Here is a 25,104-nt window from a genome sequence, read left to right on the forward strand (position 1 = left end):
GGCGGGCGATCCTAAAAAGAAAAGGCCAGCACTAGGCTGGCCTTCTTGCTTCAGGAGCCCTGCGTTGAACGCACGAAGCGATCAACTCAAGGCCCTGCTGCCGACTTACTCGACGGCTTCGCCGGCGGTCTCGCCCTCGGGACGGTCCACCAGTTCGACGAAGGCCATGGGAGCGTTGTCGCCCACACGGAAACCCATCTTCAGGATACGGGTGTAGCCGCCCGGACGGGTCTTGAAGCGCGGGCCCAGTTCGTTGAACAGCTTGCTGACGATGTCGCGGTCGCGCAGGCGGTCAAAAGCCAGACGGCGGTTGGCCAGGGTGGGTTCCTTGGCCAGGGTGATCAGGGGCTCGACAACGCGGCGCAGTTCCTTGGCCTTGGGGACCGTGGTCTTGATGGCTTCGTGCTGCAGCAGCGAGACGCACATATTGCGCAGCATTGCCTTGCGGTGTTCGCTGGTGCGGTTGAGCTTACGGAGGCCGTTACGGTGACGCATGGTGCTATTTCCTTTCCTAGATTAATCCCAGCAGCCGTATCAGGTACTGCCCGGGTGCACCGGGTGGCTCTAGGCCACCCTTCCTTCAAAAATTAACGCTTGTCCAGACCTTGCGGCGGCCAGTTTTCCAGGCGAGCGCCCAGAGTCAAGCCGCGCGAAGCCAGCACTTCCTTGATCTCGTTGAGCGACTTGCGACCCAGGTTCGGGGTCTTCAACAGCTCGGTCTCGGTACGCTGGATCAGGTCGCCGATGTAATAGATGTTCTCGGCCTTCAGGCAGTTGGCCGAACGCACGGTCAGCTCGAGCTCGTCGACCGGGCGCAGCAGGATCGGATCGAAGCTGCTGGTGCGCTGGGCCGGCTGATCGAAGGCATCGACCAGGTCGGTGCCTTGCAGCTGCGCGAAAACGGCGAGCTGCTCAACCAGGATCTTGGCCGAAGCACGGATCGCTTCCTCGGGCGAAATGGCGCCGTTGGTTTCGATCTCCATGACCAGCTTGTCGAGGTCGGTACGCTGCTCGACGCGGGCGTTTTCAACGGCGTAGCTGACGCGCTTGACCGGCGAGAACGAAGCGTCCAAAACGATGCGGCCGATGCTCTTGGTCGGCTCGTCGCCATAACGGCGCATCGTGCCGGGCACATAGCCGCGGCCCTTCTCGACCTTGATCTGCATGTCCAGCTTGCCGCCTTGCGACAGATGGGCGATGACGTGGTCCGGGTTGATGATCTCGACGTCGTGCGGCGTTTGGATGTCGGCGGCCGTCACGGGGCCGTCGCCTTCCTTGCGCAGGACGAGGGTCACTTCTTCACGGTTGTGCAGGCGGAAAACCACGCCCTTGAGGTTCAGCATGATGTGAACCACGTCTTCCTGCACGCCATCGATGGCCGAGTACTCGTGCAGCACGCCGGCGATCGTCACTTCCGTCGGCGCATAACCCACCATCGAGGACAGCAGCACACGGCGCAGGGCGTTGCCCAGGGTGTGGCCATAGCCGCGTTCGAACGGCTCCAGAGTGACCTTGGCGCGGTGACCGCCCAGGGGCTCCACATTGATGGATTTGGGTTTGAGCAGATTGGTTTGCATGAGGTCTTTCTTTCAATACCCTCGGTTCGTTACACCGATAAGGCTGATGGACCAACCGGGCTGAGCCCGGACGAGGAAAAGCCGGCCGCACCCTCCAGGATGCCGCCGGCCAGAACGAGAGACTTAACGCGAGTACAACTCAACGATCAGCGACTCGTTTATCTCGGCGCCGAATTCGTCGCGGTCGGGCGTCTTCTTGAAGACACCTTCCAGCTTGCCGCCGTCGACCTGAACCCAGGCCGGCAGGCCGATGGACTCAGCCAGCTTGAACGACTCGGTCACGCGCAACTGCTTCTTGGCCTTTTCGCGCACGGCGACGGTGTCGCCGGCCTTGACCAGGTAAGAAGCGATGTTCACGACTTCACCGTTGACGGTGATGCCCTTGTGCGAAACCAGCTGACGAGCCTCAGCGCGGGTCGAGCCGAAGCCCATGCGGTAGACGACGTTGTCCAGACGCGATTCCAGCAGGGTCAGCAGGTTGACGCCGGTGGAGCCCTTGCGGCGCTCGGCTTCGGCGAAGTAGCGGCGGAACTGACGCTCCAGCACGCCATACATGCGCTTGACCTTCTGCTTCTCGCGCAGCTGCAGACCGAAGTCGGAGGTGCGCTGGCCCGAGGTGCGGCCGTGCTGGCCAGGCTTGCTGTCGAACTTGGCCTTGTCGCTGATCGAGCGGCGGGCGCTCTTCAGGAACAGGTCGGTGCCTTCGCGGCGGGAAAGTTTGGCCTTGGGGCCGAGGTAACGTGCCACTTTGAGTGTCCTTGTTCAAGCTGACGCAAAGGTCGTTAGCCGATGCGCGAGTCCGGCCGGTGTTTTAGTGGGCTCGGACGGTGGTCTCTGAGGAGCCGGCCATGCAAGGCCCAGGCACTTCAGCAAAACAGCCGGCGCGGCACTTGCGTGCCCGCCGGCGGTGGAAAACCGCGATTATCGCACCAAATGCGAATTAGATGCGACGACGCTTTTGCGGGCGGCAGCCGTTGTGCGGCACCGGGGTCACGTCCGAGATCGAGTTGATCCGGATGCCCAGGGCAGCCAGGGCGCGAACCGACGACTCGCGGCCGGGACCGGGGCCCTTGATCTTCACGTCCAGGTTCTTGATGCCCTGCTCTTGAGCGGCACGGCCAGCCACCTCGGCCGCCACCTGGGCTGCGAACGGGGTCGACTTGCGCGAGCCCTTGAAGCCCTGACCACCCGACGAAGCCCAGGACAGGGCGCCGCCTTGACGGTCGGTGATGGTGATGATGGTGTTGTTGAACGAGGCGTGAACGTGAGCGATACCGTCGGCAACGTTCTTGCGAACCTTCTTGCGAACGCGCTGGGCAGCCGAGTTATTGGGTGCTTTTGCCATGATGACCTTCTTTCAATGCTTGCCGAGCGTCACTTCTTGCCGGTGGCGGCCGACTTGCGCGGACCCTTGCGGGTACGGGCATTCGTGCGGGTACGCTGACCGCGCATCGGCAGACCACGGCGATGACGGAAGCCGCGGTAGCAGCCCAGATCCATCAGTCGCTTGATGTTGATCGACATCTCACGGCGCAGATCGCCTTCGATGGTCATGCGGCCGACTTCTTCACGGATCTTTTCCAGATCAGTGTCAGTCAGGTCCTTGACCTTCTTGTCGAACGGAATGCCGCAAGCGGTGCAGATCTTCTGCGCGGTCGTACGGCCAATGCCGTAGATCGAGGTCAGACCGATCTCGGTGTGCTTTTGCGGCGGAATGTTGATACCAGCAATACGTGCCATGTGCGTCCTCTAATTCGCTCTAGTCGTGCTGCAATCAGCCCTGGCGCTGCTTGTGGCGCGGATCGGTACAGATCACACGCACCACGCCCTTGCGGCGGATGATCTTGCAATTGCGGCACATTTGCTTAACAGATGCCGAAACTTTCATGGTCTGCTCCTTGACCTACTCTTAATCGCTCAACGCGAGTCCGGGGTACTCAATCGCTCACTTCGCCCGGAACACGATGCGAGCACGACTCAAATCGTACGGTGTCAGTTCCACGGTCACCTTGTCGCCGGGGAGGATGCGGATGTAGTGCATCCGCATCTTTCCGGAGATGTGTCCGAGAACGACATGCCCGTTTTCCAACTTCACACGAAACGTGGCATTGGGGAGGTTCTCGAGAATCTCACCCTGCATTTGAATGACGTCGTCTTTCGCCATGCCTCGTATGCGTGTGTTGATGGGTTCTTTAATTTACTACCTGGTTCGTCCAGCCTTTCAGCTGGCCTTGAAATTTGCCTTCTTCAGCAGCGATTCATACTGCTGACTCATCACGTAGGACTGCACTTGCGCCCAGAAGTCCATCGTGACGACCACGATGATCAACAGCGAGGTCCCGCCGAAGTAGAACGGTACGTTGTACTTCAGGTTCAGGAACTCCGGCAGCAAGCACACGCCGGTGATGTAGATGGCGCCGGCCATGGTCAGGCGAGACAGGATCTTGTCAATATGCTTCGCCGTCTGCTCACCCGGGCGGATGCCAGGGATGAACGCGCCGCTCTTCTTCAGGTTGTCTGCGGTCTCACGGCTGTTGAACACCAGGGCCGTGTAGAAGAAGCAGAAGAAGACGATCGCAGCAGCGTAGAGCAGCACGTAGATCGGCTGGCCCGGACGCAGCATGTCGGCGATGTCCTTCAGCCAGCGCAGGCTGTCACCGGTGGCGAACCAGCTGACCACCGTGGTCGGCAGCAGGATGATCGACGAGGCGAAGATCGGCGGGATCACGCCCGACATGTTGAGCTTCAGCGGCAGATGCGAGCTCTGGCCACCGTAGACCTTGTTGCCGACCTGACGCTTGGCGTAGTTCACCAGGATCTTGCGCTGGCCCCGCTCGACGAACACGACCAGGTAGGTCACGACGACGATGATGGCAGCCACGATCAGGAAGGACACAGGGCCCATCGCACCGGTGCGAACCAGCTCCAGCAGGCCGCCGATGGCGCCCGGCAGACCCGCAGCGATACCGCTGAAGATCAGAATCGAGATCCCGTTGCCCAGGCCACGTTCGGTGATCTGCTCGCCCAGCCACATCAGAAACATCGTGCCGGCCACCAGGCTGGACACCGCGGTCAGGCGGAATCCAAAGCCCGGGCTGATCACCAGGCCGGCCGAGCTCTCAAGCGCCAGCGCAATGCTCAGCGATTGGAAGATGGCCAGACCCAGCGTGGCATAGCGCGTGTACTGCGTGATCTTGCGACGCCCTGCTTCGCCTTCCTTCTTCAGCGCTTCCAGGCTCGGCACCACGTACGACATCAGCTGGATGACGATGGAGGCCGAGATGTAGGGCGTGATGCCCAGCGCGAAGACGGTGAAGCGCGACAGCGCACCGCCCGAGAACATATTGAACAGGCTCAGGATGCCACCTTCCTGACCCTTGAAGAACTGCTGCAGCTGGGCCGGGTCGATACCGGGCACGGGGATATGCGCCCCGATGCGGTAGACGACCAGCGCCAGCAGCAGGAACACAAGCCGGCGACGCAGGTCGCCGAACTTGCCGCTCTTGGCCAGTTGGTTAGCGGTGGTGGTAGCCACTGTGCCTTGGTCCTGTCGATTTAGGCGACGGTGCCGCCAGCGGCCTCGATCGCTGCCTTGGCGCCAGCCGTGGCAGCCACGCCCTTGAGCGTGACCTTGCGGCTGATTTCACCCGACTTGATGACCTTGACCTGCTTGGTCAGTTCGGGCACCAGGCCGACGGCCTTCAGCGTCAGCAGGTCGATCTCCTCGCCGACCAGGCCTTGCAGGTCGCTCAGCGTGACCTCGGCATTGAACGGGCGAGCCAGCGACTTGAAGCCACGCTTGGGCAGGCGACGTTGCAGGGGCATCTGGCCGCCTTCGAAGCCGACCTTGTGATAGCCACCGGCACGCGACTTTTGACCCTTGTGGCCACGGCCAGCGGTCTTGCCCAGACCCGAGCCAATGCCACGGCCCACGCGACGCTTGGCGTGCTTGGCACCAGCGGCGGGCTTGATGGTATTGAGTTGCATCTTGAAGTCCTCGATTTCCCGGCCGGCGCTTACAGCACCTGGACCAGGTAGGCGATCTTGTTGATCATGCCGCGCACGGCGGGCGTGTCTTCCAGGGTGCGCTGGCTGTTCAGCTTGCGCAGGCCCAGACCGGCCACAGTGGCACGGTGCGAGGCACGGCAGCCGATCGGGCTGCGGACCAGCTTGACCGTCACGGTTTTCTTGTCAGACATGTTTGTCACTCCAATGGGCGAATCAGCCGAGGATTTCTTCGACCGACTTGCCGCGCTTGGCGGCAACTTCCGACGCCGTGGTGGAGCGCTTCAGCGCGTCCAGCGTGGCGCGGACCATGTTGTAGGGGTTCGTCGAACCGTGGCTCTTGGTCACGATGTCGGTCACGCCCATCACTTCGAACACAGCGCGCATCGGGCCGCCGGCGATCACGCCAGTACCGGTTGCAGCCGGGATCATCATGACGCGGGCAGCGCCGTGCTGACCGGTCACGTTGTGGTGGATGGTGCCGTTGCGCAGGTTGACCTTGACCATGTTGCGGCGGGCCGATTCCATGGCCTTCTGCACGGCGACCGGAACTTCCTTCGCCTTGCCCTTGCCCATGCCGATGCGGCCGTCGCCGTCGCCGACCACCGTCAGTGCTGCGAAGGACAGCGTACGGCCGCCCTTGACCACCTTGGTGACGCGGTTGACCGCGATCATCTTTTCCTTCAGGCCGTCGTCATTGCCTTCGGTCTGCGCGCGGGGTTGAAACTTTGCCATTTCTAAATCCTTTGTGCGTCAGAACTGCAGGCCGGCTTCGCGGGCTGCATCGGCCAGGGCCTTGATGCGGCCGTGATAGGCGAAACCTGCGCGGTCGAAGGCAACCTTTTCGATGCCAGCGGCCTTGGCCTTTTCGGCGATGCGCTTGCCGATCAGGGCTGCAGCTGCAACGTTGCCACCCTTGTCGGTACCCAGAGCTTCGCGGACTTCCTTCTCGGCGGTCGACGCACTGGCCAGCACACGGGCGCCGTCGTCGGAAATGACGCTGGCGTAGATATGCAGGTTCGAGCGGAACACCGTCAGGCGTGCAACGCGCTGAATGGCAATACGGACGCGGGTTTGGCGCGAACGACGGATGCGCTGTTCTTTCTTGGTCATCATGTCGCTGCTCCTTACTTCTTCTTGGTCTCTTTGAGAGAGACCTTCTCGTCGGAATAGCGGATGCCCTTGCCCTTGTAAGGCTCCGGCGGACGGAAGGCGCGCACTTCTGCGGCGATCTGGCCCACCACTTGGCGGTCCGCACCCTTGATCAGGATTTCGGTCTGCGTGGCGCACTCAACCTTGATGCCCGCCGGCATATCCTTCACCACAGGGTGAGAGAACCCGATTTGCAGGTTGAGCTTCTGACCTTGGGCCTGGGCACGGAAACCCACACCGACCAGGTTCAGCTTGCGCTCGAAGCCCTTGCTCACGCCGGTGACCATGTTGGCCACCAGAGCGCGCATCGTGCCACTCATGGCATCGGCTTCCTTGGATTCATTGACAGGCGTGAAGCTCAGCTTGCCGCCTTCGTTCTTGACAGTCACCAGGGCATTGACCGGACGGGTCAGCGTGCCCAGGGTGCCCTTGACGCTGATCTGGTCAGCGTTGATGGTCACGTCCACACCTTGCGGGACGGCCACCGGCATTTTTCCAACGCGGGACATTGTCGTCTCTCCTTGCGCTTAGGCGACGTAGCAGAGCACTTCGCCGCCGATACCGGCTTGACGTGCCTTGCGGTCGGTCATCACACCTTGCGGGGTGGTGACAATCGCCACGCCCAGGCCATTCATGACCTGAGGAATGTCGTGGCGGCCCTTGTAGATGCGCAGGCCAGGACGGCTCACGCGCTCGATACGCTCAATCACCGGACGACCGGCGTAATACTTCAGCGCAATCTCCAGTTCGGGACGGGCAGCATCGCCGCGCACATCGAAACCGTCGATATAGCCCTCGTCCTTCAGGACCTTGGCGATCGCGACCTTCAGCTTCGACGAAGGCATCACGACGCTGCTCTTCTCAACGCTCTGGGCGTTGCGAATGCGGGTCAGCATATCGGCGATAGGATCACTCATGCTCATACGAAATCTCCTAAACCTGCCGATTACCAGCTGGCCTTGACGACACCGGGGATGTCGCCCTTGAAGGCCAGTTCACGAATCTTGTTACGGGCCAGGCCGAACTTGCGGAACGTGCCGCGCGGACGACCGGTCAACTCGCAGCGATTGCGCAGGCGAGTCGGGTAGGCGTTGCGGGGCAGCTTCTGCAACTCCAGGCGGGCGGCATAGCGCTCTTCTTCCGACTTCTTGAAGTCGTTGATGATGGCCTTCAGTTCCGCGTACTTCTTGGCGTACTTAGCGACCAGCTGTTCGCGCTTCAGTTCACGTTGCTTGATAGAGAGTTTTGCCATAGGGCACCTCAGTTCTTGAACGGAAACTTGAACGCAGCCAGCAGAGCCTTGGCTTCGTCGTCCGTCTTGGCGGTCGTCGTGATGCTGATGTTCAGACCACGCAGAGCATCCACCTTGTCGTACTCGATTTCGGGGAAGATGATCTGTTCTTTGACGCCGATGTTGTAGTTGCCACGACCGTCGAACGAGCGGCCGGAGATACCACGGAAGTCGCGCACGCGCGGCAGGGCGATGGTCACGAAGCGGTCCAGGAATTCATACATCTGGACGCCACGCAGGGTGACCATGCAGCCGATGGGCACGTTTTCACGGATCTTGAAGCCGGCGATTGCCTTCTTCGACTTCGTGATCACGGGCTTCTGGCCGGCAATCTTGGTCAGATCGCCGACGGCGTGGTCCATGACCTTCTTGTCCGCCACCGCCTCGCTCACACCCATGTTGAGCGTGATCTTGGTGATGCGCGGCACTTCCATGACCGACTTGTAGCCAAACTTCTCAACGAGGCCTGGCACAACTTTTTCGCGGTAAATCGCTTGCAAACGAGCCATGTCGGACCTCTTAAGCCTTGATCTCTTCGCCGGTCGACTTGTAGACGCGCACCTTCTTGCCATCGGCGAGCAGCTTGATGCCCACGCGATCGGCCTTGCCGGCAGCGGCGTTGAAAATCGCCACGTTGGATTGATGGATAGGCATCGTCTTGTCGACCACGCCACCGGTGGTGCCCTTCATCGGATTGGGCTTGACGTGCTTCTTGACGACATTGACGCCGTCAACGACGACGTGATCGGCATCAACGCGCGACGACACGACGCCGCGCTTGCCCTTGTCGCGGCCGGTCAGCACGATGACCTCGTCGCCTTTACGAATCTTGTTCATGGCAATACCTTTGACTTGACGAGGCCTTAGAGGACCTCAGGCGCCAGCGACACGATCTTCATGAAGCGCTCGGTACGCAGTTCACGCGTCACCGGGCCGAAGATGCGGGTGCCGATCGGCTCCAGCTTGGCATTCAGCAGGACAGCAGCATTGCCGTCGAACTTGACCAGCGAGCCGTCCTGGCGGCGCACGCCCTTGGCGGTACGCACGACCACAGCACTGTAGACCTCGCCCTTCTTGACGCGGCCACGCGGAGCAGCTTCTTTGATGCTGACCTTGATGATGTCGCCAATGCCGGCATAACGGCGCTTGGAGCCGCCAAGCACCTTGATGCACTGAACGGACTTGGCGCCAGTGTTGTCCGCGACATCGAGTCGCGATTGCATTTGAATCATGTCTATCCCCAACTTCTCCCGCATTGGCCGTGAGCAGCCGCAGCGGTCAGTCTTGGGCCCGTGAACCGATTGCACCCTCAGCTTGAAGGTACGCCCGGCGGTTAAGGGCGGATCCGAGGCCGAAAATGCGTAGACACGCACCTCGACGTTCGGCGAAGCTTTGCATTATGCGCGATTACCCGAGGTCGTGTCAAGCGACTTCGGCGCGCAATCGAAGAGGGCTGCCGAGCTGCCCCTCCGTCGATGACCAGGATCAGGCGGTCTTGGCCTGGCTCAGCAAAGTGCCGGCATCGCTGACTTCGAACTTGCCGGGGCCTTCGATATTCAGCGACTTGACCACACCATCCACCAGCAGCATCGAGTACCGCTGCGAGCGCAGGCCGAGGCCCTTGGCCGTCAGGTCCAGCGTCAGGCCAGTGGCTTTGGTGAAGTCGGCACTGCCATCGGCCATCATGCGGACCTTGCCGGCCGTCTTCTGGTCGCGGCCCCAAGCGCCCATGACGAAGGCATCGTTGACCGAGATGCACCAGATTTCATCGACACCTGCAGCGCGCAGCTCTGCGGCCTTGGCCACATAGCCCGGCACATGCTGGGCCGAGCAGGTCGGCGTGTAGGCGCCAGGCAGGGCGAACACGGCGATCGTCTTGCCAGCAACCAGCTTGTCGATGTCGAAGCTGTTGGGGCCGATCGAGCAGCCTTCGCCCTCGACCTCGATGAATTCCTGCAGCGTGCCCGAGGGGATGCGATCACCAATCTTCAGCATGGGTTGACTCCTGCTTCGCAAACGTCAAGAAAAACGGCCGGGTCGCTAGTATCCAGCGAACCGGCCGTTCGGAAGCCGCCGGGCGCAAGACCCTGCGGCAATCCCGTCTTCAGGCGATCAGACCAGCTGAGCCTTTTCGACCAGGCGGGTCACGACCCAGCTCTTGGTCTTGGACAGCGGACGGCCTTCGGCGATCTCGACCACGTCACCCATCTTGTACTCACCCTTTTCGTCGTGGGCGTGGTACTTGCGCGAGTGAGCGACGATCTTGCCGTACAGCTCATGCTTGGCGCGACGCTCGACCAGGACCGTGACGGTCTTGGCGCGCTTGTCGCTGACAACGCGACCGACCAGGGTGCGCGTGTTCTTGGTTTGAGCTTCAGTCATTTCGCGGCTCCCTTCTTCTTCTCGGCCAGGACAGTCTTGACGCGAGCGATATCGCGACGGGTCTTGCCCAGGGTCGAGTGGTTGGTCAGCTGCTGGGTAGCCTTTTGCATGCGCAGGCCGAAATGGGCCTTCAGCAGGTCAGTCACTTCCTTTTCAAGGGAAGCGACGTCCTTGCCACGCAGTTCAGATGCTTTCATCGTGTTCTCCAATCAGGCGCCGACCTGGCGGGCCACGAAGGTGCAACGCAGGGGCAGCTTGGCAGCGGCCAGCGTGAACGCTTCGCGAGCCAGAGCCTCCGGCACACCATTGATCTCGTAGAGCACCTTGCCCGGCTGAATTTCAGCCACGTAGTACTCCGGATTGCCCTTACCGTTGCCCATACGGACTTCGGCGGGCTTTTGCGAGATCGGCTTGTCCGGGAAGATGCGGATGAAGATACGACCACCGCGCTTGATATGGCGCGAGATCGCACGACGTGCAGCTTCGATCTGGCGGGCCGTCAGACGGCCACGCTCGGTAGCCTTGAGGCCGAAGTCGCCGAAGGACACGGCTGCGCCACGGGTGGCGATACCGGTGTTACGGCCCTTCTGCTCCTTGCGGTATTTGCGACGTGCAGGTTGCAGCATGTTTATTCTCCTTTGGCCTCGCCAGCGGCAGCGGCGGGCTTGCGGACCACGCGCTTGGCGGCAGGCTTGCTGTCGCCAGCGGCGTCACCAGCAGGCTTGTCACCGTCACGGCGGCCACGGCCGGCCGGAGCGCCCGGACGGGCGTTGCGACGCGGACGACGGTCGTCTTCGGCACCAGCCGGCGTGTTGATCACGGGGGCCTCGCCATTGGCCAGGCGGTCACCGCGGTAGACCCAGACCTTGACGCCGATGACGCCATAGGTGGTCTTGGCTTCCGAGAAACCGTAATCGATGTCGGCGCGCAGCGTGTGCAGAGGCACGCGGCCTTCGCGATACCACTCGGTACGAGCGATTTCGATGCCGTTCAGACGTCCGGCGGACATGATCTTGATGCCTTGGGCGCCCAGACGCATTGCGTTCTGCATGGCGCGCTTCATGGCGCGGCGGAACATGATGCGCTTTTCCAGCTGCTGGGTGATCGAGTCGGCGATCAGCTGAGCATCGATTTCGGGCTTGCGCACTTCCTCGATGTTCACGGCCACCGGCACGCCCAGACGCTTGGTCAGTTCGGCCTTCAGGCTTTCGATGTCCTCACCCTTCTTGCCGATCACGACGCCCGGACGTGCCGAGTAGATCGTGATGCGGGCGTTCTTGGCCGGACGCTCGATCAGAATGCGCGAAACCGCGGCATTCTTCAGCTTGGTCTTCAGGTAGTCGCGTACCTGCAGATCTTCGGCCAGCATGCCGGCGAAGTTCTGGTTGTTGGCGTACCAACGCGAAGCCCAGTTACGGGTGACGGGCAGACGGAAGCCGGTCGGATGGATTTTTTGTCCCATAGTCTTCCTCTTGGCCTCAGTTACCGACCGACACGAAGATGTGGCAGGTGGGCTTGCTGATGCGATTGCCACGGCCCTTTGCGCGAGCCGAGAAACGCTTCAGCGTGGCGCCTTGCTCCACGTAGATCGACGTGACCTTCAGTTCATCAATGTCAGCGCCGTCGTTGTGCTCGGCGTTGGCGATGGCGCTTTCCAGCGCCTTCTTGATGATCACAGCGGCCTTCTTCTGGGTGAATTCCAGGATGTTCAGCGCTTGGTCCACCTTCTTGCCGCGGATCAGGTCTGCCACCAGGCGACCCTTGTCACACGAAAGGCGAACGCCGCGAACGATTGCTTTGGTTTCCATCGTTGGCATCCTTACTTCTTCCCGGCCTTCTTGTCGGCCGGATGGCCCTTGAAGGTGCGGGTCAGTGCGAATTCGCCCAGCTTGTGGCCGACCATCTGGTCAGACACATAGACCGGCACGTGCTGCTTGCCGTTGTGCACGGCGATCGTCAGACCGATGAACTCGGGCAGGATCGTCGAGCGACGCGACCAGGTCTTGATGGGCTTCTTGTCCTTGTTGGCAACCGCTTTGTCGACCTTGGCCATCAGGTGGGCATCGACGAACGGGCCCTTCTTCAGCGAACGAGTCATGGCCTACCTCTTACTTCTTGCGACGCGAGACGATGAAGGTCTGCGTGCGCTTGTTGTTACGAGTACGGTAGCCCTTCGTGAGGGTGTTCCACGGCGACACAGGCGCCTGGCCCTCACCGGTACGACCTTCACCACCACCGTGCGGGTGATCCACCGGGTTCATGGCAACGCCGCGGACGGTCGGGCGGATGCCCTTCCAGCGGATGGCGCCGGCCTTGCCGTACTGGCGCAGGCTGTGCTCTTCGTTGCTGACCTCGCCGATCGTGGCGCGGCAGTCGATGTGGATACGACGCACTTCACCGGAGCGCAGGCGGACCTGAGCGTACGTGCCTTCACGGGCCATCAGGACGGCGGAAGCGCCCGCCGAACGGATAATCTGGGCACCCTTGCCGGGCAGCAGCTCTATGCAGTGGATCGTGGAACCCACCGGGATGTTGCGGATCGGCAGCGTGTTGCCAGCCTTGATCGCGGCCTCGGCGCCGCTCAGGATGGTCGAACCGACTTCCAGACCACGCGGAGCGATGATGTAGCGACGCTCGCCGTCGGCGTAGCACACCAGCGCGATGTGGGCCGTACGGTTCGGGTCGTACTCGATGCGCTCAACCTTGGCCGGAATGCCGTCCTTGTTGCGCTTGAAATCAACGACGCGGTAGTGGTGCTTGTGGCCACCGCCCTTGTGGCGCATCGTGATGTGGCCGTTGTTGTTACGGCCAGCGTTCTGCTTTTGCGGCTCCAGCAGCGAAGCTTCCGGAGCGCCCTTGTGCAGGTGCTTGTGAACCACCTTCACCACGGCACGGCGGCCAGGCGAGGTCGGCTTGACTTTAACGACGGCCATTACGCAGCCTCCCCGGAGAAGTTGAGCTCTTGGCCCGCCTTCAGAGCGACATACGCCTTCTTGACGTGGTCGCGACGGCCAGCACGGCCGCCGAAGCGCTTGGCCTTGCCCTTCACGTTCACCACGCTGACCGATTCGACTTCGACCTTGAACATCAGTTCAACGGCGGCCTTGATTTCGGGCTTGGTGGCGTCGCGCAGGACCTTGAACAGGACTTGGTTGTGCTTTTCGGCAACAGCCGTGGCCTTTTCGGACACGATCGGAGCCAGCAGCACCTGGGCCAGACGGCCTTCAGCAAACTTGGGGGCGCTCATGCCAGCATCTCCTTCAGTTGCTCCATCGCGGCCTTGGTGACCAGCACCTTCTTGTAATAGACCAGCGACAGCGGATCAGCGTAGCGCGGCTCAACGATCAACACGTTGGCCAAATTGCGCGAGGCCAGGGCCAGGTTGTCGTCGACCGAGTCGGCAATCAGCATCACCGAGTCCAGGCCCATGGCCTTGAACTTGGCAGCCAGCAGCTTGGTCTTGGGGGCTTCGACCGAGATCGAGTCCACCACGGCCAGGCGGCCTTCGCGGGCCAGCTGCGACAGAATGGCGGCCATACCGGCGCGGTACATCTTCTTGTTCAGCTTGTGCGAGAAGTTCTCGTCAGGCATGTTCGGGAAGATGCGACCGCCCCCGCGCCACAGCGGCGACGAGGTCATACCGGCGCGAGCGCGGCCGGTGCCCTTCTGACGGAACGGCTTCTTGGTCGAGTGCTTGACCTGTTCGCGATCCTTCTGGGCGCGGGTACCCTGGCGGGCGTTGGCCTGGAAGGCGACAACGACCTGGTGAATCAGGGCTTCGTTGTAATCACGAGCGAAGACGGTGTCAGGCGCGTCCACCTTGGAGGTGGCCTGACCCTGCTCGTTCAGGAGCTCGAGCTGCATCAGTTGGCTCCCTTCTTGACCTTGACCTTGACGGCCGGACGAACGACCACGTGGCCGTTCTTGGCGCCCGGCACAGCACCCTTGACCAGCAGCAGCTGACGGGCTTCGTCAACGCGCACGATGTCGAGGTTTTGGGTCGTCACGGTTTCGTCGCCCATGTGACCCGTCATCTTCTTGCCGGGGAACACGCGACCGGGATCCTGGGCCATCGAGATGGAACCCGGGACATTGTGCGAACGGCTATTACCGTGCGAAGCGCGCTGCGAGCTGAAGTTGTGGCGCTTGATGCTGCCTGCAAAGCCCTTGCCGATCGACGTGCCCTGCACATCCACCATCTGACCGACTGCGAACAGCGAGACGGGCAGCACAGCGCCCGCCTTGTATTCGGCAGCCACATCAGCGGCAACACGGAATTCCTTGAGGATTTCACCGGCTTCGACACCCGCCTTGGCGAGGTGGCCGGCTTCCGGCTTGGTGACGCGCGATGCTTTGCGCGTACCGAACGCCACTTGAATGGCGCTGTAGCCGTCAGTCTCTTCGGTCTTGACCTGGGTCACGCGGTTGTTGGACACGTCCAGCACCGTCACGGGAATGGCGTCGCCATCGTCCGTGAAGATGCGCATCATGCCCACCTTGCGGCCCAGCAATCCGAGACGATTGCTAAGACTCATGTTTTTTCTCCAAATGCCTGACATCGATTGGCCAGGCTGACCAAATGCACCGCCTTCGGTAAAGGCAAACGCGGCGCGCTTCAACCCACCCAGGGAGACACCGAGGGCGGAAAAGCGGCGAGTATAGCGTGAACCCTAGGTTCAACGCAAGCATACTCGCCAAGGACAAACGGCACCCCGAGAGGTGCCGTTTTCTAGATGCGACCCGAAGGCCGCGACCGCATTACTGCAGCTTGATCTCGACGTCCACGCCGGCCGGCAGGTCGAGCTTCATCAGAGCATCAACCGTCTTGTCGGTGGGATCGACGATGTCCATCAGGCGCTGGTGCGTACGGATTTCGAACTGGTCGCGCGAAGTCTTGTTGACGTGCGGCGAACGCAGGATGTCGAAACGCTGCATGCGCGTCGGCAGGGGCACGGGGCCCTTGACGATGGCGCCGGTGCGTTTGGCGGTTTCCACGATTTCCAGAGCCGATTGGTCGATCAGCTTGTAGTCGAAGGCCTTCAGGCGGATGCGGATCTTTTGCTTTTGCATGACTATTCCTTAAAGAACGTGCGGCTTAACGTCCTGTCTCGCCGCGAGTTTTGTGAGGCCGGGGCCGCCGAAGGCAGCCCTGACCAGTCACGCAAAACTTAGGCAATGATCGTTGCGACGACGCCCGAGCCGACGGTACGACCGCCTTCACGGATGGCGAAGCGCAGGCCCTGCTCCATGGCGATCGGAGCGATCAGCTTCACGGTGATGCTGACGTTGTCGCCAGGCATGACCATTTCCTTGTCCTTGGGCAGCTCCACGGCACCGGTCACGTCCGTCGTGCGGAAGTAGAACTGGGGACGGTAGTTGTTGAAGAACGGGGTGTGACGGCCGCCCTCTTCCTTGCTCAGAACATAGATCTCAGCAGTGAAGTGGGTGTGCGGCTTGATCGTGCCCGGCTTGGCCAGAACCTGGCCGCGCTCGACGTCTTCACGCTTGGTGCCGCGCAGCAGGATGCCGACGTTGTCGCCAGCTTGACCTTGGTCCAGCAGCTTGCGGAACATTTCCACGCCCGTGACCGTGGTCTTCTGCACTTCGCGGATACCGACGATTTCGATTTCTTCGCCGACCTTGATGATGCCGCGCTCGACGCGACCGGTCACCACGGTGCCACGGCCCGAGATCGAGAACACGTCTTCCACCGGCAGCAGGAAGGCGCCGTCAACGGCACGGTCCGGCTGGGGGATGTAGGTGTCCAGCGCGTCGGCCAGTCGCATGATGGCTTGCTCGCCCAGGTCGCCCGTGTCGCCTTCCAGCGCCAGCTTGGCCGAACCCTTGACGATCGGAGTGTCGTCGCCCGGGAAGTCGTACTTCGAGAGCAGCTCGCGCACTTCCATTTCCACCAGCTCGAGCAGCTCGGCGTCGTCGACCATGTCGCACTTGTTCAGGAAGACGATGATGTACTTCACGCCGACCTGACGGGCCAGCAGGATGTGCTCGCGGGTCTGGGGCATCGGGCCGTCAGCGGCCGAGCACACCAGGATCGCGCCGTCCATCTGGGCGGCACCCGTGATCATGTTCTTGACGTAGTCGGCGTGGCCGGGGCAGTCAACGTGCGCGTAGTGGCGGTTGGCCGTCTCGTACTCGACGTGCGCGGTGTTGATCGTGATGCCGCGGGCCTTCTCTTCCGGGGCTGCGTCGATCTGGTCGTAAGCCTTGGCCTCGCCACCGAACTTCTTCGACAGCACGGTTGCAATTGCAGCCGTCAGCGTCGTCTTGCCATGGTCCACGTGACCAATCGTGCCCACGTTCACGTGCGGCTTGGTACGTTCAAACTTGCCTTTTGCCATTTCAAATTCTCCAGATAAAGAGCATTGCGCCAGTCTGTTGGTTTAGCGTTTCCGCAGCGCCCTTGTTGCCCCGCCGACTGGCAGACGGGAGGTGCGCTGCGAAGACGATTCGCTTGAGTCTTAAGCCGCCTTGCCGCGAGCGGTAATGATCGCGTCGGCCACGTTCTTCGGAGCTTCGTTGTAGTGCTTGAACTCCATCGTGTACGTAGCACGGCCTTGCGACATCGAACGCAGCGTGGTCGAGTAGCCGAACATTTCCGACAGCGGCACTTCGGCCTTGATGACCTTGCCACCGCCGACCATGTCGTCCATGCCCTGGACCATGCCGCGACGGCTGGACAGGTCGCCCATCACGTTGCCGGCGTAGTCTTCCGGGGTCTCGACTTCCACGGCCATCATCGGCTCCAGGATCACCGGGCTGGCGCGACGGCAGGCTTCCTTGAAGCCCATCGAAGCGGCCATCTTGAACGCGTTTTCGTTCGAGTCCACGTCGTGGTACGAACCGAAGGTAAGCGTGACCTTCACGTCCACGACCGGGAAGCCAGCCAGCACGCCGTTCGGCAGGGAGTCGATGACACCCTTCTCGACCGCCGGGATGTACTCGCGAGGCACCACGCCACCCTTGATGGCGTCGACGAACTCGAAGCCCTTGCCAGCTTCTTGCGGCTCAACCGTCAGCACGACGTGACCGTATTGGCCCTTACCACCCGACTGGCGGACGAACTTGCCTTCCACGTCGGTAGCGGTCTTGCGGATGGTTTCGCGGTAGGCCACCTGCGGCTTGCCGACGTTGGCTTCCACGCCGAACTCGCGCTTCATGCGGTCGACAATGATTTCCAGGTGCAGCTCGCCCATGCCCGAGATGATGGTCTGACCCGATTCTTCGTCGGTGCGCAGACGGAACGACGGATCTTCCGCAGCCAGACGGCCCAGAGCCAGACCCATCTTTTCCTGGTCGGCCTTGGTCTTGGGTTCGACGGCCTGCGAAATCACCGGCTCCGGGAAGATCATCTTTTCAAGCGTGATGATCGATTCCGGATCGCACAGCGTTTCACCGGTCGTGACGTCCTTCAGACCCACGCAAGCTGCGATGTCACCGGCCAGAATTTCCTTGATTTCTTCACGCTGGTTGGCGTGCATCTGCAAGATACGGCCGATGCGCTCCTTCTTGCCGCGGATCGGGTTGTAGACGGTAGCGCCCGACTGCAGAACACCCGAATACACGCGAACGAAGGTCAGCTGACCGACGTAGGGGTCAGTCATCAGCTTGAAGGCCAGGGCAGCGAACTTCTCGCCGTCGTCAGCCTTGCGGCTGGCCGGCTGCTCGTCTTCGTCGGTACCCGACACCGGCGGGATGTCGACCGGCGAGGGCAGGAAGTCGATGACCGCGTCCAGCATGCGCTGCACGCCCTTGTTCTTGAAGGCCGTGCCGCACAGCATCGGCTGGATTTCGGTGGCGATCGTACGGGTACGGATGGCCAGCTTGATCTCTTCCTCGGTCAGGTCGCCCGTCTCGAGGTACTTGTTCATCAGCTCTTCGGTAGCTTCGGCAGCAGCCTCGACCATCTTCTCGCGCCATTCCTGGGCGACGCTCACCAGGTCGGCCGGGATGTCTTCGTAGCTGAACTTCATGCCCTGGGACGCCTCGTCCCAAATGATGGCCTTCATCTTCAGCAGATCGACCACGCCCTTGAAGTTGTCTTCAGCGCCGATGGGGATCACGATGGGCACGGGGTTGGCCTTCAGGCGCGTCTTCATCTGGTCGACGACCTTGAAGAAGTTGGCACCGGTACGGTCCATCTTGTTGACAAAGGCCAGACGCGGCACCTTGTACTTGTTGGCCTGGCGCCAGACGGTTTCGGACTGCGGCTGCACGCCACCCACGGCGCAATAGACCATGCAGGCGCCGTCCAGCACGCGCATCGAACGCTCCACCTCAATGGTGAAGTCCACGTGTCCGGGGGTGTCGATGATGTTGAAACGGTGCTCCGGATAGGACATGTCCATGCCCTTCCAGAAGCAGGTCGTGGCAGCCGACGTGATCGTGATGCCGCGCTCTTGCTCCTGCTCCATCCAGTCCATCGTGGCAGCGCCATCGTGCACTTCACCGATCTTGTGGTTCACACCGGTGTAGTAAAGGATGCGCTCGGTCGTCGTGGTCTTGCCGGCATCGATGTGCGCGGAGATACCGATATTGCGGTAGCGCTCGATGGGGGTCTTGCGGGCCATGGTCTTGCTCCAAATGCAGTGAGCCGCCATCGGGTTGGTAGAAACCCGAGGCGGCTGAGAGGGTGTAGTTTAGAAGCGGAAGTGCGAGAACGCCTTGTTGGCGTCGGCCATGCGGTGGACTTCGTCACGCTTCTTCATCGCGCCGCCGCGGCCTTCCGCGGCCTCCAGCAGCTCGTTGGCCAGGCGCTGGGCCATGGACTTCTCACCGCGCTTGCGGGCGGATTCCTTCAACCAGCGCATGGCCAGGGCCATCCGGCGAACGGGGCGAACTTCCACGGGAACTTGGTAGTTCGCACCGCCCACGCGGCGGGACTTGACTTCGACCATCGGCTTGACGTTGTTCAGGGCGACCATGAACACTTCCAGCGGGTCCTTGCCGGCCTTCTTCTCGACTTGGTCGAGAGCACCGTAAATGATGCGCTCGGCGACGGCCTTCTTGCCCGACTCCATGATGACGTTCATGAACTTGGACAGATCAACGCTACCGAACTTGGGATCGGGCAGGATCTCGCGCTTGGGTACTTCGCGACGACGTGGCATGGGAATCTTCCTCTTGCTTCAGTTGGCTTGGAGCTTGAGCTCCTCGCCTTGGAATGACCACCGGCTTCTGGGGTCATCCACTTACTCGGCTGCTACAGCCCTCTTGGGCCGCACAAACCGCTAAACATCCGGCGACAGCTGCTGTTCAACGCTGCGCCATGACAAACGCTATTGGCTTCTTACTTCTTGGGGCGCTTGGCACCGTACTTGGAACGCGACTGCTTGCGATCCTTGACGCCTTGCAGGTCCAGCGAACCGCGGACGATGTGGTAGCGAACGCCCGGCAGGTCCTTGACACGACCACCGCGCACCAGCACGACACTGTGCTCTTGCAGGTTGTGGCCTTCACCGCCGATGTACGAGATGACCTCGAAACCGTTGGTCAAGCGAACCTTGGCGACCTTACGCAGAGCCGAGTTCGGCTTCTTCGGTGTCGTCGTGTAGACGCGAGTGCAGACGCCACGGCGTTGCGGGCAATCCTGCATCGCGGGCGACTTGGATTTCGTGACCTCGGCCTGACGGCCTTGGCGCACGAGTTGATTGATAGTTGGCATAAGTAACTTGTTCCCGTTTGAAGTCACATCCCCCGGCAGCATCGACCACAGCGGCCGCAAACCTTGCTGTGCCATCGAATGTCGCCCTGTTTCTGGAAACGACTGAACGCACCACGCGGAGCGCAGTGCGTCAGGATTCCCAGGTTTTGGACGCGCGTAGGCGCAGCAAAGCCTGCCGGAGAGCCCGCGATTGTAGACCAGCTAGGGTTTTCCGCACAAGGGGCGGTGTTGAGTGCTGTACCAGGGCTATGCTGCGCGGCCCATGCAAGCCCCAAAGATCGTCATCGACACCCAGGTCGTCATGGACTGGCTGGTGTTCCGCGACCCCTCGGTCGTCCCACTGGTCGACGCGATTCAGTCAGGCGCCGTCGCCTGGATTGGGACGGCATACATGCAGGCGGAGCTACTGCATGTGCTGGGGCGCGGGATCGCTGCTGATCGCTTGCCGGATTTGCCCGCCATCAGCGAAGTCTTCTCTCGCTGGTGCGCGGTAGTCCAAGAGCCCCCTGCACCAGCGATCCGCTTGGTCTGCCGAGATCCCGATGACCAGATCTTCGTCGACCTGGCTGTCGCGAGCCAGGCACGCTGGCTGATTTCTCGCGACCGCGCCGTGCTGGCGCTGGCCAAGCGGGCTCAGAAACTCTGTGGCCTGACGATCCAGAAGCCCGAGGCCTGGATCAAGGCCTGGACAGAGACAGCACCCACCTGACCGGGCCGCAATGAAAAAGGCTGCCGCCCCTTGCGGGTGCGGCAGCCTTGTAGGCCTGAGCCAGTTGACCGATTACTCGGCCGAACCTTCGCCCGGGGCGTCGACGCTGGCCATCTGTGCAGCAGCCAGTTCCTCGGCTTCCTGCATGGCGATGGAACGGCGCTCGGCGTCGTCCATTTCTTCCTTGGCACGGCGTGCCTGGTGGAAGGCCATGCCGGTGCCGGCGGGAATCAGGCGACCGACGATGACGTTTTCCTTCAAGCCGCGCAGCTCGTCGCGCTTGCCCATGATGGCAGCCTCGGTCAGCACGCGGGTCGTTTCCTGGAAGGAAGCGGCCGAGATGAAGGAATCGGTCGACAGCGAAGCCTTGGTGATACCCAGCAGCACATCGGCGTGCGTGGCGGTCAGCTTGCCCTCGCCGCGCAGGCGGTCGTTGGTGTCCAGCAGCTCCGAACGCTCGACCTGCTCACCGACGATGTAGTGCGAGTCGCCCGAGTTCGTGATCTGAACGCGACGCAGCATCTGGCGAACGATCACCTCGATGTGCTTGTCGTTGATCTTCACGCCCTGCAGACGGTAGACGTCCTGCACTTCGTCGACGATGTAGCGGGCCAGTTCCTCGATGCCCAGCAGACGCAGGATGTCCTGCGGATCGGCCGCGCCGTCGACGATCAGTTCGCCGCGGTTCACCACTTGGCCTTCGTGCACCAGGATGTTCTTTTCCTTGGGCACCAGCTCTTCCCAGACCTTGCCGTCCGGATCGGTGATCTGCAGACGAACCTTGCCCTTGGTCTCCTTGCCGAACGACACGGTACCGGTCTGCTCGGCCAGCACGCCCTTGTCCTTGGGCGAACGGGCTTCGAACAGCTCGGCCACACGCGGCAGACCGCCGGTAATGTCGCGGGTCTTCTGGCCTTCGACCGGAATACGCGCCAGCACTTCACCGGGAGCCAGCTCCTGGCCATCGCGCACCTGGATCAGGGCGCCGACCTGGAAGGCGATGTTCACCGAGTGGTCGGTACCGGGGATCTTGACCTCGTGGCCGTTGGTGTCCAGCAGCTTGACCTGCGGACGCACGATCTTGGCAGCGCCACGGCGCTTCGGATCGATCACCACCAGGGTCGACAGGCCGGTGACCTCGTCCACCTGCTTGGCCACGGTGACGCCTTCCTCGACGTTCTCGAACTTCGCCTGGCCGGCGAATTCCGTGATGATCGGACGGGTCAGCGGGTCCCAGTTCGCCAGCACCAGGCCAGCCTTGATCTGCTGGTCGGCCTTGACGTTCAGGATCGCGCCGTACGGCACCTTGTGACGCTCGCGCTCGCGGCCATGCGGGTCGGCAATGATGATCTCGCCGGAACGCGAAATCACCACCAACTCGCCCTTGCCGTTCGTGACGTAGCGCATCGTGGCGTTGAAGCCGATGATGCCATCCGACTTGGCTTCGACGCTCGAGGCCACGGCGGCACGCGATGCGGCACCACCGATGTGGAAGGTACGCATGGTCAGCTGGGTGCCCGGCTCACCGATCGACTGGGCGGCGATCACGCCGACAGCTTCACCGGTGTTGACCAGGCCACCACGGCCCAGATCGCGGCCATAGCACTTGGCGCACAGGCCGAAGCGCGTGGCGCAGGTCAGCGGCGTGCGGACCTTGATCTCGTCGACACCGGCTTGTTCCAGCATGTCCAGCGTGTCTTCGTCCAGCATCTTGCCGGCGTCGAGCACGACCGCCTGGGTCTCGGGGTGCAGCACGTCGATGGCAGCCACGCGACCCAGCACGCGGTCACGCAGCGACTCGATGACTTCACCACCTTCGACCAGGGCGCGCATGGCGATGCCGTTGTCGGTGCCGCAGTCGCTCTCGGTCACGACCAGGTCCTGCGTCACGTCGACCAGACGACGGGTCAGGTAACCCGAGTTCGCGGTCTTCAGCGCCGTGTCGGCCAGACCCTTACGGGCGCCGTGGGTGGAGATGAAGTACTGCAGAACGTTCAGGCCTTCGCGGAAGTTTGCCGTGATCGGCGTCTCGATGATCGAGCCGTCCGGCTTGGCCATCAGGCCCCGCATGCCGGCCAGCTGGCGGATCTGGGCCGCGCTACCGCGGGCACCAGAGTCAGCCATCATGTAGATGGAGTTGAACGACTCCTGATCCACTTCCTTGCCGTTGCGGTCGATGGTCTTCTGCTTGGACAGCTGCGACATCATGACCTTGCCGACTTCGTCGCCGGTCTTGCCCCAGATGTCCACGACCTTGTTGTAGCGCTCGCCGGCGGTCACCAGGCCCGAGACGTACTGCTGCTCGATCTCCTTGACTTCCTTCTCGGCACGCTCGATCAGCTCGTACTTCTGCTTCGGCACCAGCATGTCGTCGATGGCGATCGAGATGCCGGCGCGGGTGGCGAGCTTGAAGCCGCTTTGCAGCAGCTTGTCGGCCAGCACCACGGTCTCCTTCAGACCGCACTTGCGGAAGGACGTGTTGATCAGGCGTGAGATTTCCTTCTTCTTCAGCGCCTTGTTGATATTCGAGAACGGCAGGCCCTTGGGCAGGATCTCGGACAGCAGCGCGCGGCCGACCGTGGTGTCCACCAGCTTGGTCTCGGGGACCCAGCTGCCATCAGCACCCTTGCTGTACTCGGTCAGGCGCACGGCGATCTTGGCGGTGATTTCGACAGCACCGTTGTCCAGCGCGCGCAGGACTTCGGCGATGTCCGAGAACACCATGCCTTCACCCTTACCGTTGATGCGATCGCGGGTGGCGTAGTACAGGCCCAGCACCACGTCTTGCGACGGGACGATGGAGGGCTCGCCCGAGGCCGGGAACAGCACATTGTTGGAGGCCAGCATCAGCGTGCGGGCTTCCATCTGCGCTTCGATCGACAGCGGCACGTGGACGGCCATCTGGTCACCGTCGAAGTCGGCGTTGAAGGCCGCGCAGACCAGCGGATGCAGCTGGATCGCCTTGCCTTCGATCAGCACCGGCTCGAAGGCCTGGATGCCCAGACGGTGCAGCGTAGGAGCGCGGTTCAGCAGAACCGGGTGCTCCTTGATGACCTCTTCCAGGATGTCCCAGACCACCGGCGTGCCGGCTTCGACTTCCTTCTTGGCAGCCTTGATCGTCGTCGCGATGCCCATGGCTTCGAGGCGCGAGAAGATGAAGGGCTTGAACAGCTCCAGCGCCATCAGCTTGGGCAGACCGCACTGGTGCAGCTTGAGCGTCGGGCCCACGGTAATGACCGAACGACCCGAGTAGTCGACGCGCTTGCCCAGCAGGTTCTGACGGAAGCGACCGCTCTTGCCCTTGATCATGTCGGCCAGCGACTTGAGGGCACGCTTGTTCGCGCCGGTCATGGCCTTGCCGCGGCGGCCGTTGTCCAGCAGCGAGTCGACAGCTTCCTGCAGCATGCGCTTTTCGTTGCGCACGATGATTTCAGGGGCCTTCAGCTCAAGCAGGCGAGCCAGACGGTTGTTGCGGTTGATGACGCGACGATAGAGGTCGTTCAGGTCGGAAGTCGCGAAGCGGCCGCCGTCCAGCGGCACCAGCGGACGCAGGTCCGGCGGCAGCACGGGCAGCACGTCCAGCACCATCCAGTTCGGCTTGATGCCGGACTTCTTGAAGGCTTCCATGACCTTCAGGCGCTTGGAGTTCTTCTTGACCTTGAGCTCCGAGCCGGTCATGTCGTTGCGGAGCTTGTCGATCTCGATGTCGAGATCCATGTCCTCCAGCAACTTCTTGATGCCCTCGGCGCCCATCAGCGCGATGAACTCGTCACCGTACTCGACGCGCTTGGCGTCGTAATCGTCCTCGCTCATGATCGAGAACTTCTTCAGCGGCGTCATGCCCGAATCGACCACGACGTAGGCTTCAAAGTACAGCACGCGTTCGATGTCGCGCAACGTCATGTCGAGCACCAGGCCCAGACGCGACGGCAGCGACTTCAGGAACCAGATGTGGGCGCAGGGCGCGGCCAGGTCGATATGACCCATGCGCTCGCGACGCACCTTGGTCTGGGTGACTTCAACGCCGCACTTCTCGCAGATCACGCCACGGTGCTTCAGGCGCTTGTACTTGCCGCACAGGCACTCGTAGTCCTTGATCGGGCCGAAGATCTTGGCGCAGAACAGGCCATCACGCTCGGGCTTGAAAGTCCGGTAGTTGATGGTCTCGGGCTTCTTCACCTCGCCGAAGGACCACGAACGGATCTTCTCGGGCGATGCGAGCCCGATCTTGATCGCGTCGAAATGCTCGTCCGGCGTGAACTGCTTGAACAGGTCCAGCAAACCTTTCATGTGTTCTCTCCTGTTC

Annotated in this window: 36 protein-coding genes; 1 reads left to right on the forward strand and 35 read right to left on the reverse strand. The window is 61.9% G+C overall.

The annotated features are described in order from the left end of the window. Window positions 1–105: 105 nt before the first annotated feature. The 34 genes from rplQ to rpsL all read right to left on the reverse strand — a co-directional run bounded on the left by rplQ (window position 106) and on the right by rpsL (window position 20,089). Window positions 106–495, reverse strand: a complete 390-nt coding sequence (rplQ, locus tag QT382_RS11925; RefSeq protein ID WP_289254255.1) for a 50S ribosomal protein L17 — start codon at window positions 493–495, stop codon at window positions 106–108. A 92-nt stretch (window positions 496–587) separates the two neighbouring features. Then, the gene (locus QT382_RS11930; protein ID WP_289254256.1) at window positions 588–1,577 is read right to left on the reverse strand and encodes a DNA-directed RNA polymerase subunit alpha; all 990 of its coding nucleotides are present in this window, start codon (window positions 1,575–1,577) and stop codon (window positions 588–590) included. Between the two features lie 123 nt (window positions 1,578–1,700). Next, the gene (gene rpsD, locus QT382_RS11935) at window positions 1,701–2,324 is read right to left on the reverse strand and encodes a 30S ribosomal protein S4 (RefSeq protein WP_289254257.1); all 624 of its coding nucleotides are present in this window, start codon (window positions 2,322–2,324) and stop codon (window positions 1,701–1,703) included. Between the two features lie 193 nt (window positions 2,325–2,517). Continuing rightward, window positions 2,518–2,922 carry a 30S ribosomal protein S11 gene (rpsK, locus tag QT382_RS11940; RefSeq protein ID WP_056194196.1) on the reverse strand — a complete coding sequence of 135 codons (405 nt, stop codon included), beginning with the start codon at window positions 2,920–2,922 and terminating at the stop codon, window positions 2,518–2,520. 29 nt (window positions 2,923–2,951) lie between these two features. Beyond that, complete coding sequence (rpsM, locus tag QT382_RS11945) at window positions 2,952–3,317, reverse strand: 30S ribosomal protein S13 (protein WP_289254258.1); 366 nt, start codon at window positions 3,315–3,317, stop codon at window positions 2,952–2,954. A gap of 34 nt (window positions 3,318–3,351) precedes the next feature. Then, window positions 3,352–3,465, reverse strand: coding sequence for a 50S ribosomal protein L36 (gene rpmJ, locus QT382_RS11950; protein ID WP_056194202.1), 114 nt, complete (start codon window positions 3,463–3,465; stop codon window positions 3,352–3,354). Window positions 3,466–3,522: 57 nt separating this feature from the next. Continuing rightward, a complete protein-coding gene (infA, locus tag QT382_RS11955) occupies window positions 3,523–3,741 on the reverse strand; it encodes a translation initiation factor IF-1 (protein ID WP_009855680.1) in 219 nt (72 codons plus the stop codon). A 57-nt stretch (window positions 3,742–3,798) separates the two neighbouring features. Further along, window positions 3,799–5,112 carry a preprotein translocase subunit SecY gene (gene secY / locus QT382_RS11960; protein WP_289254259.1) on the reverse strand — a complete coding sequence of 438 codons (1,314 nt, stop codon included), beginning with the start codon at window positions 5,110–5,112 and terminating at the stop codon, window positions 3,799–3,801. A gap of 20 nt (window positions 5,113–5,132) precedes the next feature. Beyond that, window positions 5,133–5,564, reverse strand: coding sequence for a 50S ribosomal protein L15 (rplO, locus tag QT382_RS11965; protein WP_289254260.1), 432 nt, complete (start codon window positions 5,562–5,564; stop codon window positions 5,133–5,135). Between the two features lie 29 nt (window positions 5,565–5,593). Further along, complete coding sequence (gene rpmD, locus QT382_RS11970; RefSeq protein WP_289254261.1) at window positions 5,594–5,776, reverse strand: 50S ribosomal protein L30; 183 nt, start codon at window positions 5,774–5,776, stop codon at window positions 5,594–5,596. A gap of 22 nt (window positions 5,777–5,798) precedes the next feature. Next, a complete protein-coding gene (rpsE, locus tag QT382_RS11975; protein WP_289254262.1) occupies window positions 5,799–6,317 on the reverse strand; it encodes a 30S ribosomal protein S5 in 519 nt (172 codons plus the stop codon). An 18-nt stretch (window positions 6,318–6,335) separates the two neighbouring features. After that, window positions 6,336–6,698, reverse strand: a complete 363-nt coding sequence (gene rplR / locus QT382_RS11980; RefSeq protein ID WP_289254263.1) for a 50S ribosomal protein L18 — start codon at window positions 6,696–6,698, stop codon at window positions 6,336–6,338. 11 nt (window positions 6,699–6,709) lie between these two features. Next, the gene (gene rplF, locus QT382_RS11985) at window positions 6,710–7,243 is read right to left on the reverse strand and encodes a 50S ribosomal protein L6 (RefSeq protein WP_289254264.1); all 534 of its coding nucleotides are present in this window, start codon (window positions 7,241–7,243) and stop codon (window positions 6,710–6,712) included. A gap of 18 nt (window positions 7,244–7,261) precedes the next feature. Then, the gene (rpsH, locus tag QT382_RS11990) at window positions 7,262–7,657 is read right to left on the reverse strand and encodes a 30S ribosomal protein S8 (RefSeq protein ID WP_289254265.1); all 396 of its coding nucleotides are present in this window, start codon (window positions 7,655–7,657) and stop codon (window positions 7,262–7,264) included. Window positions 7,658–7,680: 23 nt separating this feature from the next. Beyond that, window positions 7,681–7,986 (reverse strand): 30S ribosomal protein S14, encoded by a 306-nt coding sequence (rpsN, locus tag QT382_RS11995; protein WP_282824708.1) that lies wholly within the window; start codon window positions 7,984–7,986, stop codon window positions 7,681–7,683. A gap of 8 nt (window positions 7,987–7,994) precedes the next feature. Continuing rightward, window positions 7,995–8,534, reverse strand: coding sequence for a 50S ribosomal protein L5 (rplE, locus tag QT382_RS12000; RefSeq protein WP_289254266.1), 540 nt, complete (start codon window positions 8,532–8,534; stop codon window positions 7,995–7,997). Between the two features lie 10 nt (window positions 8,535–8,544). Continuing rightward, on the reverse strand, window positions 8,545–8,862 hold the full coding sequence (rplX, locus tag QT382_RS12005) for a 50S ribosomal protein L24 (protein ID WP_289254267.1): 318 nt from the start codon (window positions 8,860–8,862) through the stop codon (window positions 8,545–8,547). Window positions 8,863–8,888: 26 nt separating this feature from the next. Then, window positions 8,889–9,257 (reverse strand): 50S ribosomal protein L14, encoded by a 369-nt coding sequence (rplN, locus tag QT382_RS12010; RefSeq protein WP_183103998.1) that lies wholly within the window; start codon window positions 9,255–9,257, stop codon window positions 8,889–8,891. A 253-nt stretch (window positions 9,258–9,510) separates the two neighbouring features. Then, entirely contained in the window at window positions 9,511–10,020 is a 510-nt protein-coding gene (locus QT382_RS12015) for a peroxiredoxin (RefSeq protein WP_289254268.1), read from the reverse strand. Window positions 10,021–10,137: 117 nt separating this feature from the next. Next, window positions 10,138–10,407 carry a 30S ribosomal protein S17 gene (rpsQ, locus tag QT382_RS12020; protein ID WP_289254269.1) on the reverse strand — a complete coding sequence of 90 codons (270 nt, stop codon included), beginning with the start codon at window positions 10,405–10,407 and terminating at the stop codon, window positions 10,138–10,140. Then, on the reverse strand, window positions 10,404–10,604 hold the full coding sequence (gene rpmC, locus QT382_RS12025) for a 50S ribosomal protein L29 (RefSeq protein ID WP_289254270.1): 201 nt from the start codon (window positions 10,602–10,604) through the stop codon (window positions 10,404–10,406). Before rpmC ends, rpsQ begins: the two co-directional genes overlap by 4 nt. Before the next feature lie 12 nt (window positions 10,605–10,616). Next, window positions 10,617–11,033, reverse strand: a complete 417-nt coding sequence (rplP, locus tag QT382_RS12030) for a 50S ribosomal protein L16 (RefSeq protein ID WP_289254271.1) — start codon at window positions 11,031–11,033, stop codon at window positions 10,617–10,619. Window positions 11,034–11,035: 2 nt separating this feature from the next. Beyond that, complete coding sequence (rpsC, locus tag QT382_RS12035) at window positions 11,036–11,869, reverse strand: 30S ribosomal protein S3 (RefSeq protein WP_289254272.1); 834 nt, start codon at window positions 11,867–11,869, stop codon at window positions 11,036–11,038. A gap of 16 nt (window positions 11,870–11,885) precedes the next feature. Continuing rightward, window positions 11,886–12,215 carry a 50S ribosomal protein L22 gene (gene rplV / locus QT382_RS12040; RefSeq protein ID WP_195795807.1) on the reverse strand — a complete coding sequence of 110 codons (330 nt, stop codon included), beginning with the start codon at window positions 12,213–12,215 and terminating at the stop codon, window positions 11,886–11,888. A gap of 11 nt (window positions 12,216–12,226) precedes the next feature. After that, the gene (gene rpsS, locus QT382_RS12045) at window positions 12,227–12,505 is read right to left on the reverse strand and encodes a 30S ribosomal protein S19 (protein WP_289254273.1); all 279 of its coding nucleotides are present in this window, start codon (window positions 12,503–12,505) and stop codon (window positions 12,227–12,229) included. A 10-nt stretch (window positions 12,506–12,515) separates the two neighbouring features. Beyond that, window positions 12,516–13,340, reverse strand: coding sequence for a 50S ribosomal protein L2 (gene rplB / locus QT382_RS12050; protein ID WP_289254274.1), 825 nt, complete (start codon window positions 13,338–13,340; stop codon window positions 12,516–12,518). Beyond that, window positions 13,340–13,654 (reverse strand): 50S ribosomal protein L23, encoded by a 315-nt coding sequence (gene rplW, locus QT382_RS12055; RefSeq protein WP_289254275.1) that lies wholly within the window; start codon window positions 13,652–13,654, stop codon window positions 13,340–13,342. Before rplW ends, rplB begins: the two co-directional genes overlap by 1 nt. Next, a complete protein-coding gene (rplD, locus tag QT382_RS12060; protein ID WP_289254276.1) occupies window positions 13,651–14,271 on the reverse strand; it encodes a 50S ribosomal protein L4 in 621 nt (206 codons plus the stop codon). Before rplD ends, rplW begins: the two co-directional genes overlap by 4 nt. Beyond that, entirely contained in the window at window positions 14,271–14,942 is a 672-nt protein-coding gene (rplC, locus tag QT382_RS12065; protein ID WP_289254726.1) for a 50S ribosomal protein L3, read from the reverse strand. The genes rplD and rplC overlap by 1 nt, the downstream gene beginning before the upstream one ends. Window positions 14,943–15,165: 223 nt before the next feature. Next, window positions 15,166–15,477, reverse strand: a complete 312-nt coding sequence (rpsJ, locus tag QT382_RS12070) for a 30S ribosomal protein S10 (protein WP_173121442.1) — start codon at window positions 15,475–15,477, stop codon at window positions 15,166–15,168. A 98-nt stretch (window positions 15,478–15,575) separates the two neighbouring features. Further along, complete coding sequence (tuf, locus tag QT382_RS12075) at window positions 15,576–16,766, reverse strand: elongation factor Tu (protein ID WP_289254277.1); 1,191 nt, start codon at window positions 16,764–16,766, stop codon at window positions 15,576–15,578. A 120-nt stretch (window positions 16,767–16,886) separates the two neighbouring features. Continuing rightward, on the reverse strand, window positions 16,887–18,995 hold the full coding sequence (gene fusA / locus QT382_RS12080) for an elongation factor G (protein ID WP_289254278.1): 2,109 nt from the start codon (window positions 18,993–18,995) through the stop codon (window positions 16,887–16,889). Window positions 18,996–19,064: 69 nt separating this feature from the next. Continuing rightward, window positions 19,065–19,535 carry a 30S ribosomal protein S7 gene (gene rpsG, locus QT382_RS12085; protein ID WP_289254279.1) on the reverse strand — a complete coding sequence of 157 codons (471 nt, stop codon included), beginning with the start codon at window positions 19,533–19,535 and terminating at the stop codon, window positions 19,065–19,067. A gap of 179 nt (window positions 19,536–19,714) precedes the next feature. Beyond that, window positions 19,715–20,089, reverse strand: coding sequence for a 30S ribosomal protein S12 (gene rpsL, locus QT382_RS12090; protein ID WP_282824742.1), 375 nt, complete (start codon window positions 20,087–20,089; stop codon window positions 19,715–19,717). Between the two features lie 262 nt (window positions 20,090–20,351). Between rpsL and QT382_RS12095 the strand changes: the two genes are divergently transcribed. Next, the gene (locus QT382_RS12095) at window positions 20,352–20,798 is read left to right on the forward strand and encodes a putative toxin-antitoxin system toxin component, PIN family (RefSeq protein ID WP_289254280.1); all 447 of its coding nucleotides are present in this window, start codon (window positions 20,352–20,354) and stop codon (window positions 20,796–20,798) included. Window positions 20,799–20,870: 72 nt separating this feature from the next. Here the strand turns inward: QT382_RS12095 and rpoC are convergent, their stop codons facing one another. Continuing rightward, window positions 20,871–25,088, reverse strand: coding sequence for a DNA-directed RNA polymerase subunit beta' (gene rpoC / locus QT382_RS12100; protein ID WP_289254281.1), 4,218 nt, complete (start codon window positions 25,086–25,088; stop codon window positions 20,871–20,873). Between the last annotated feature and the right edge of the window lie 16 nt (window positions 25,089–25,104).

The sequence above is a fragment of the Pelomonas sp. SE-A7 genome (assembly GCF_030345705.1).
GTDB lineage: Bacteria > Pseudomonadota > Gammaproteobacteria > Burkholderiales > Burkholderiaceae_C > JAUASW01.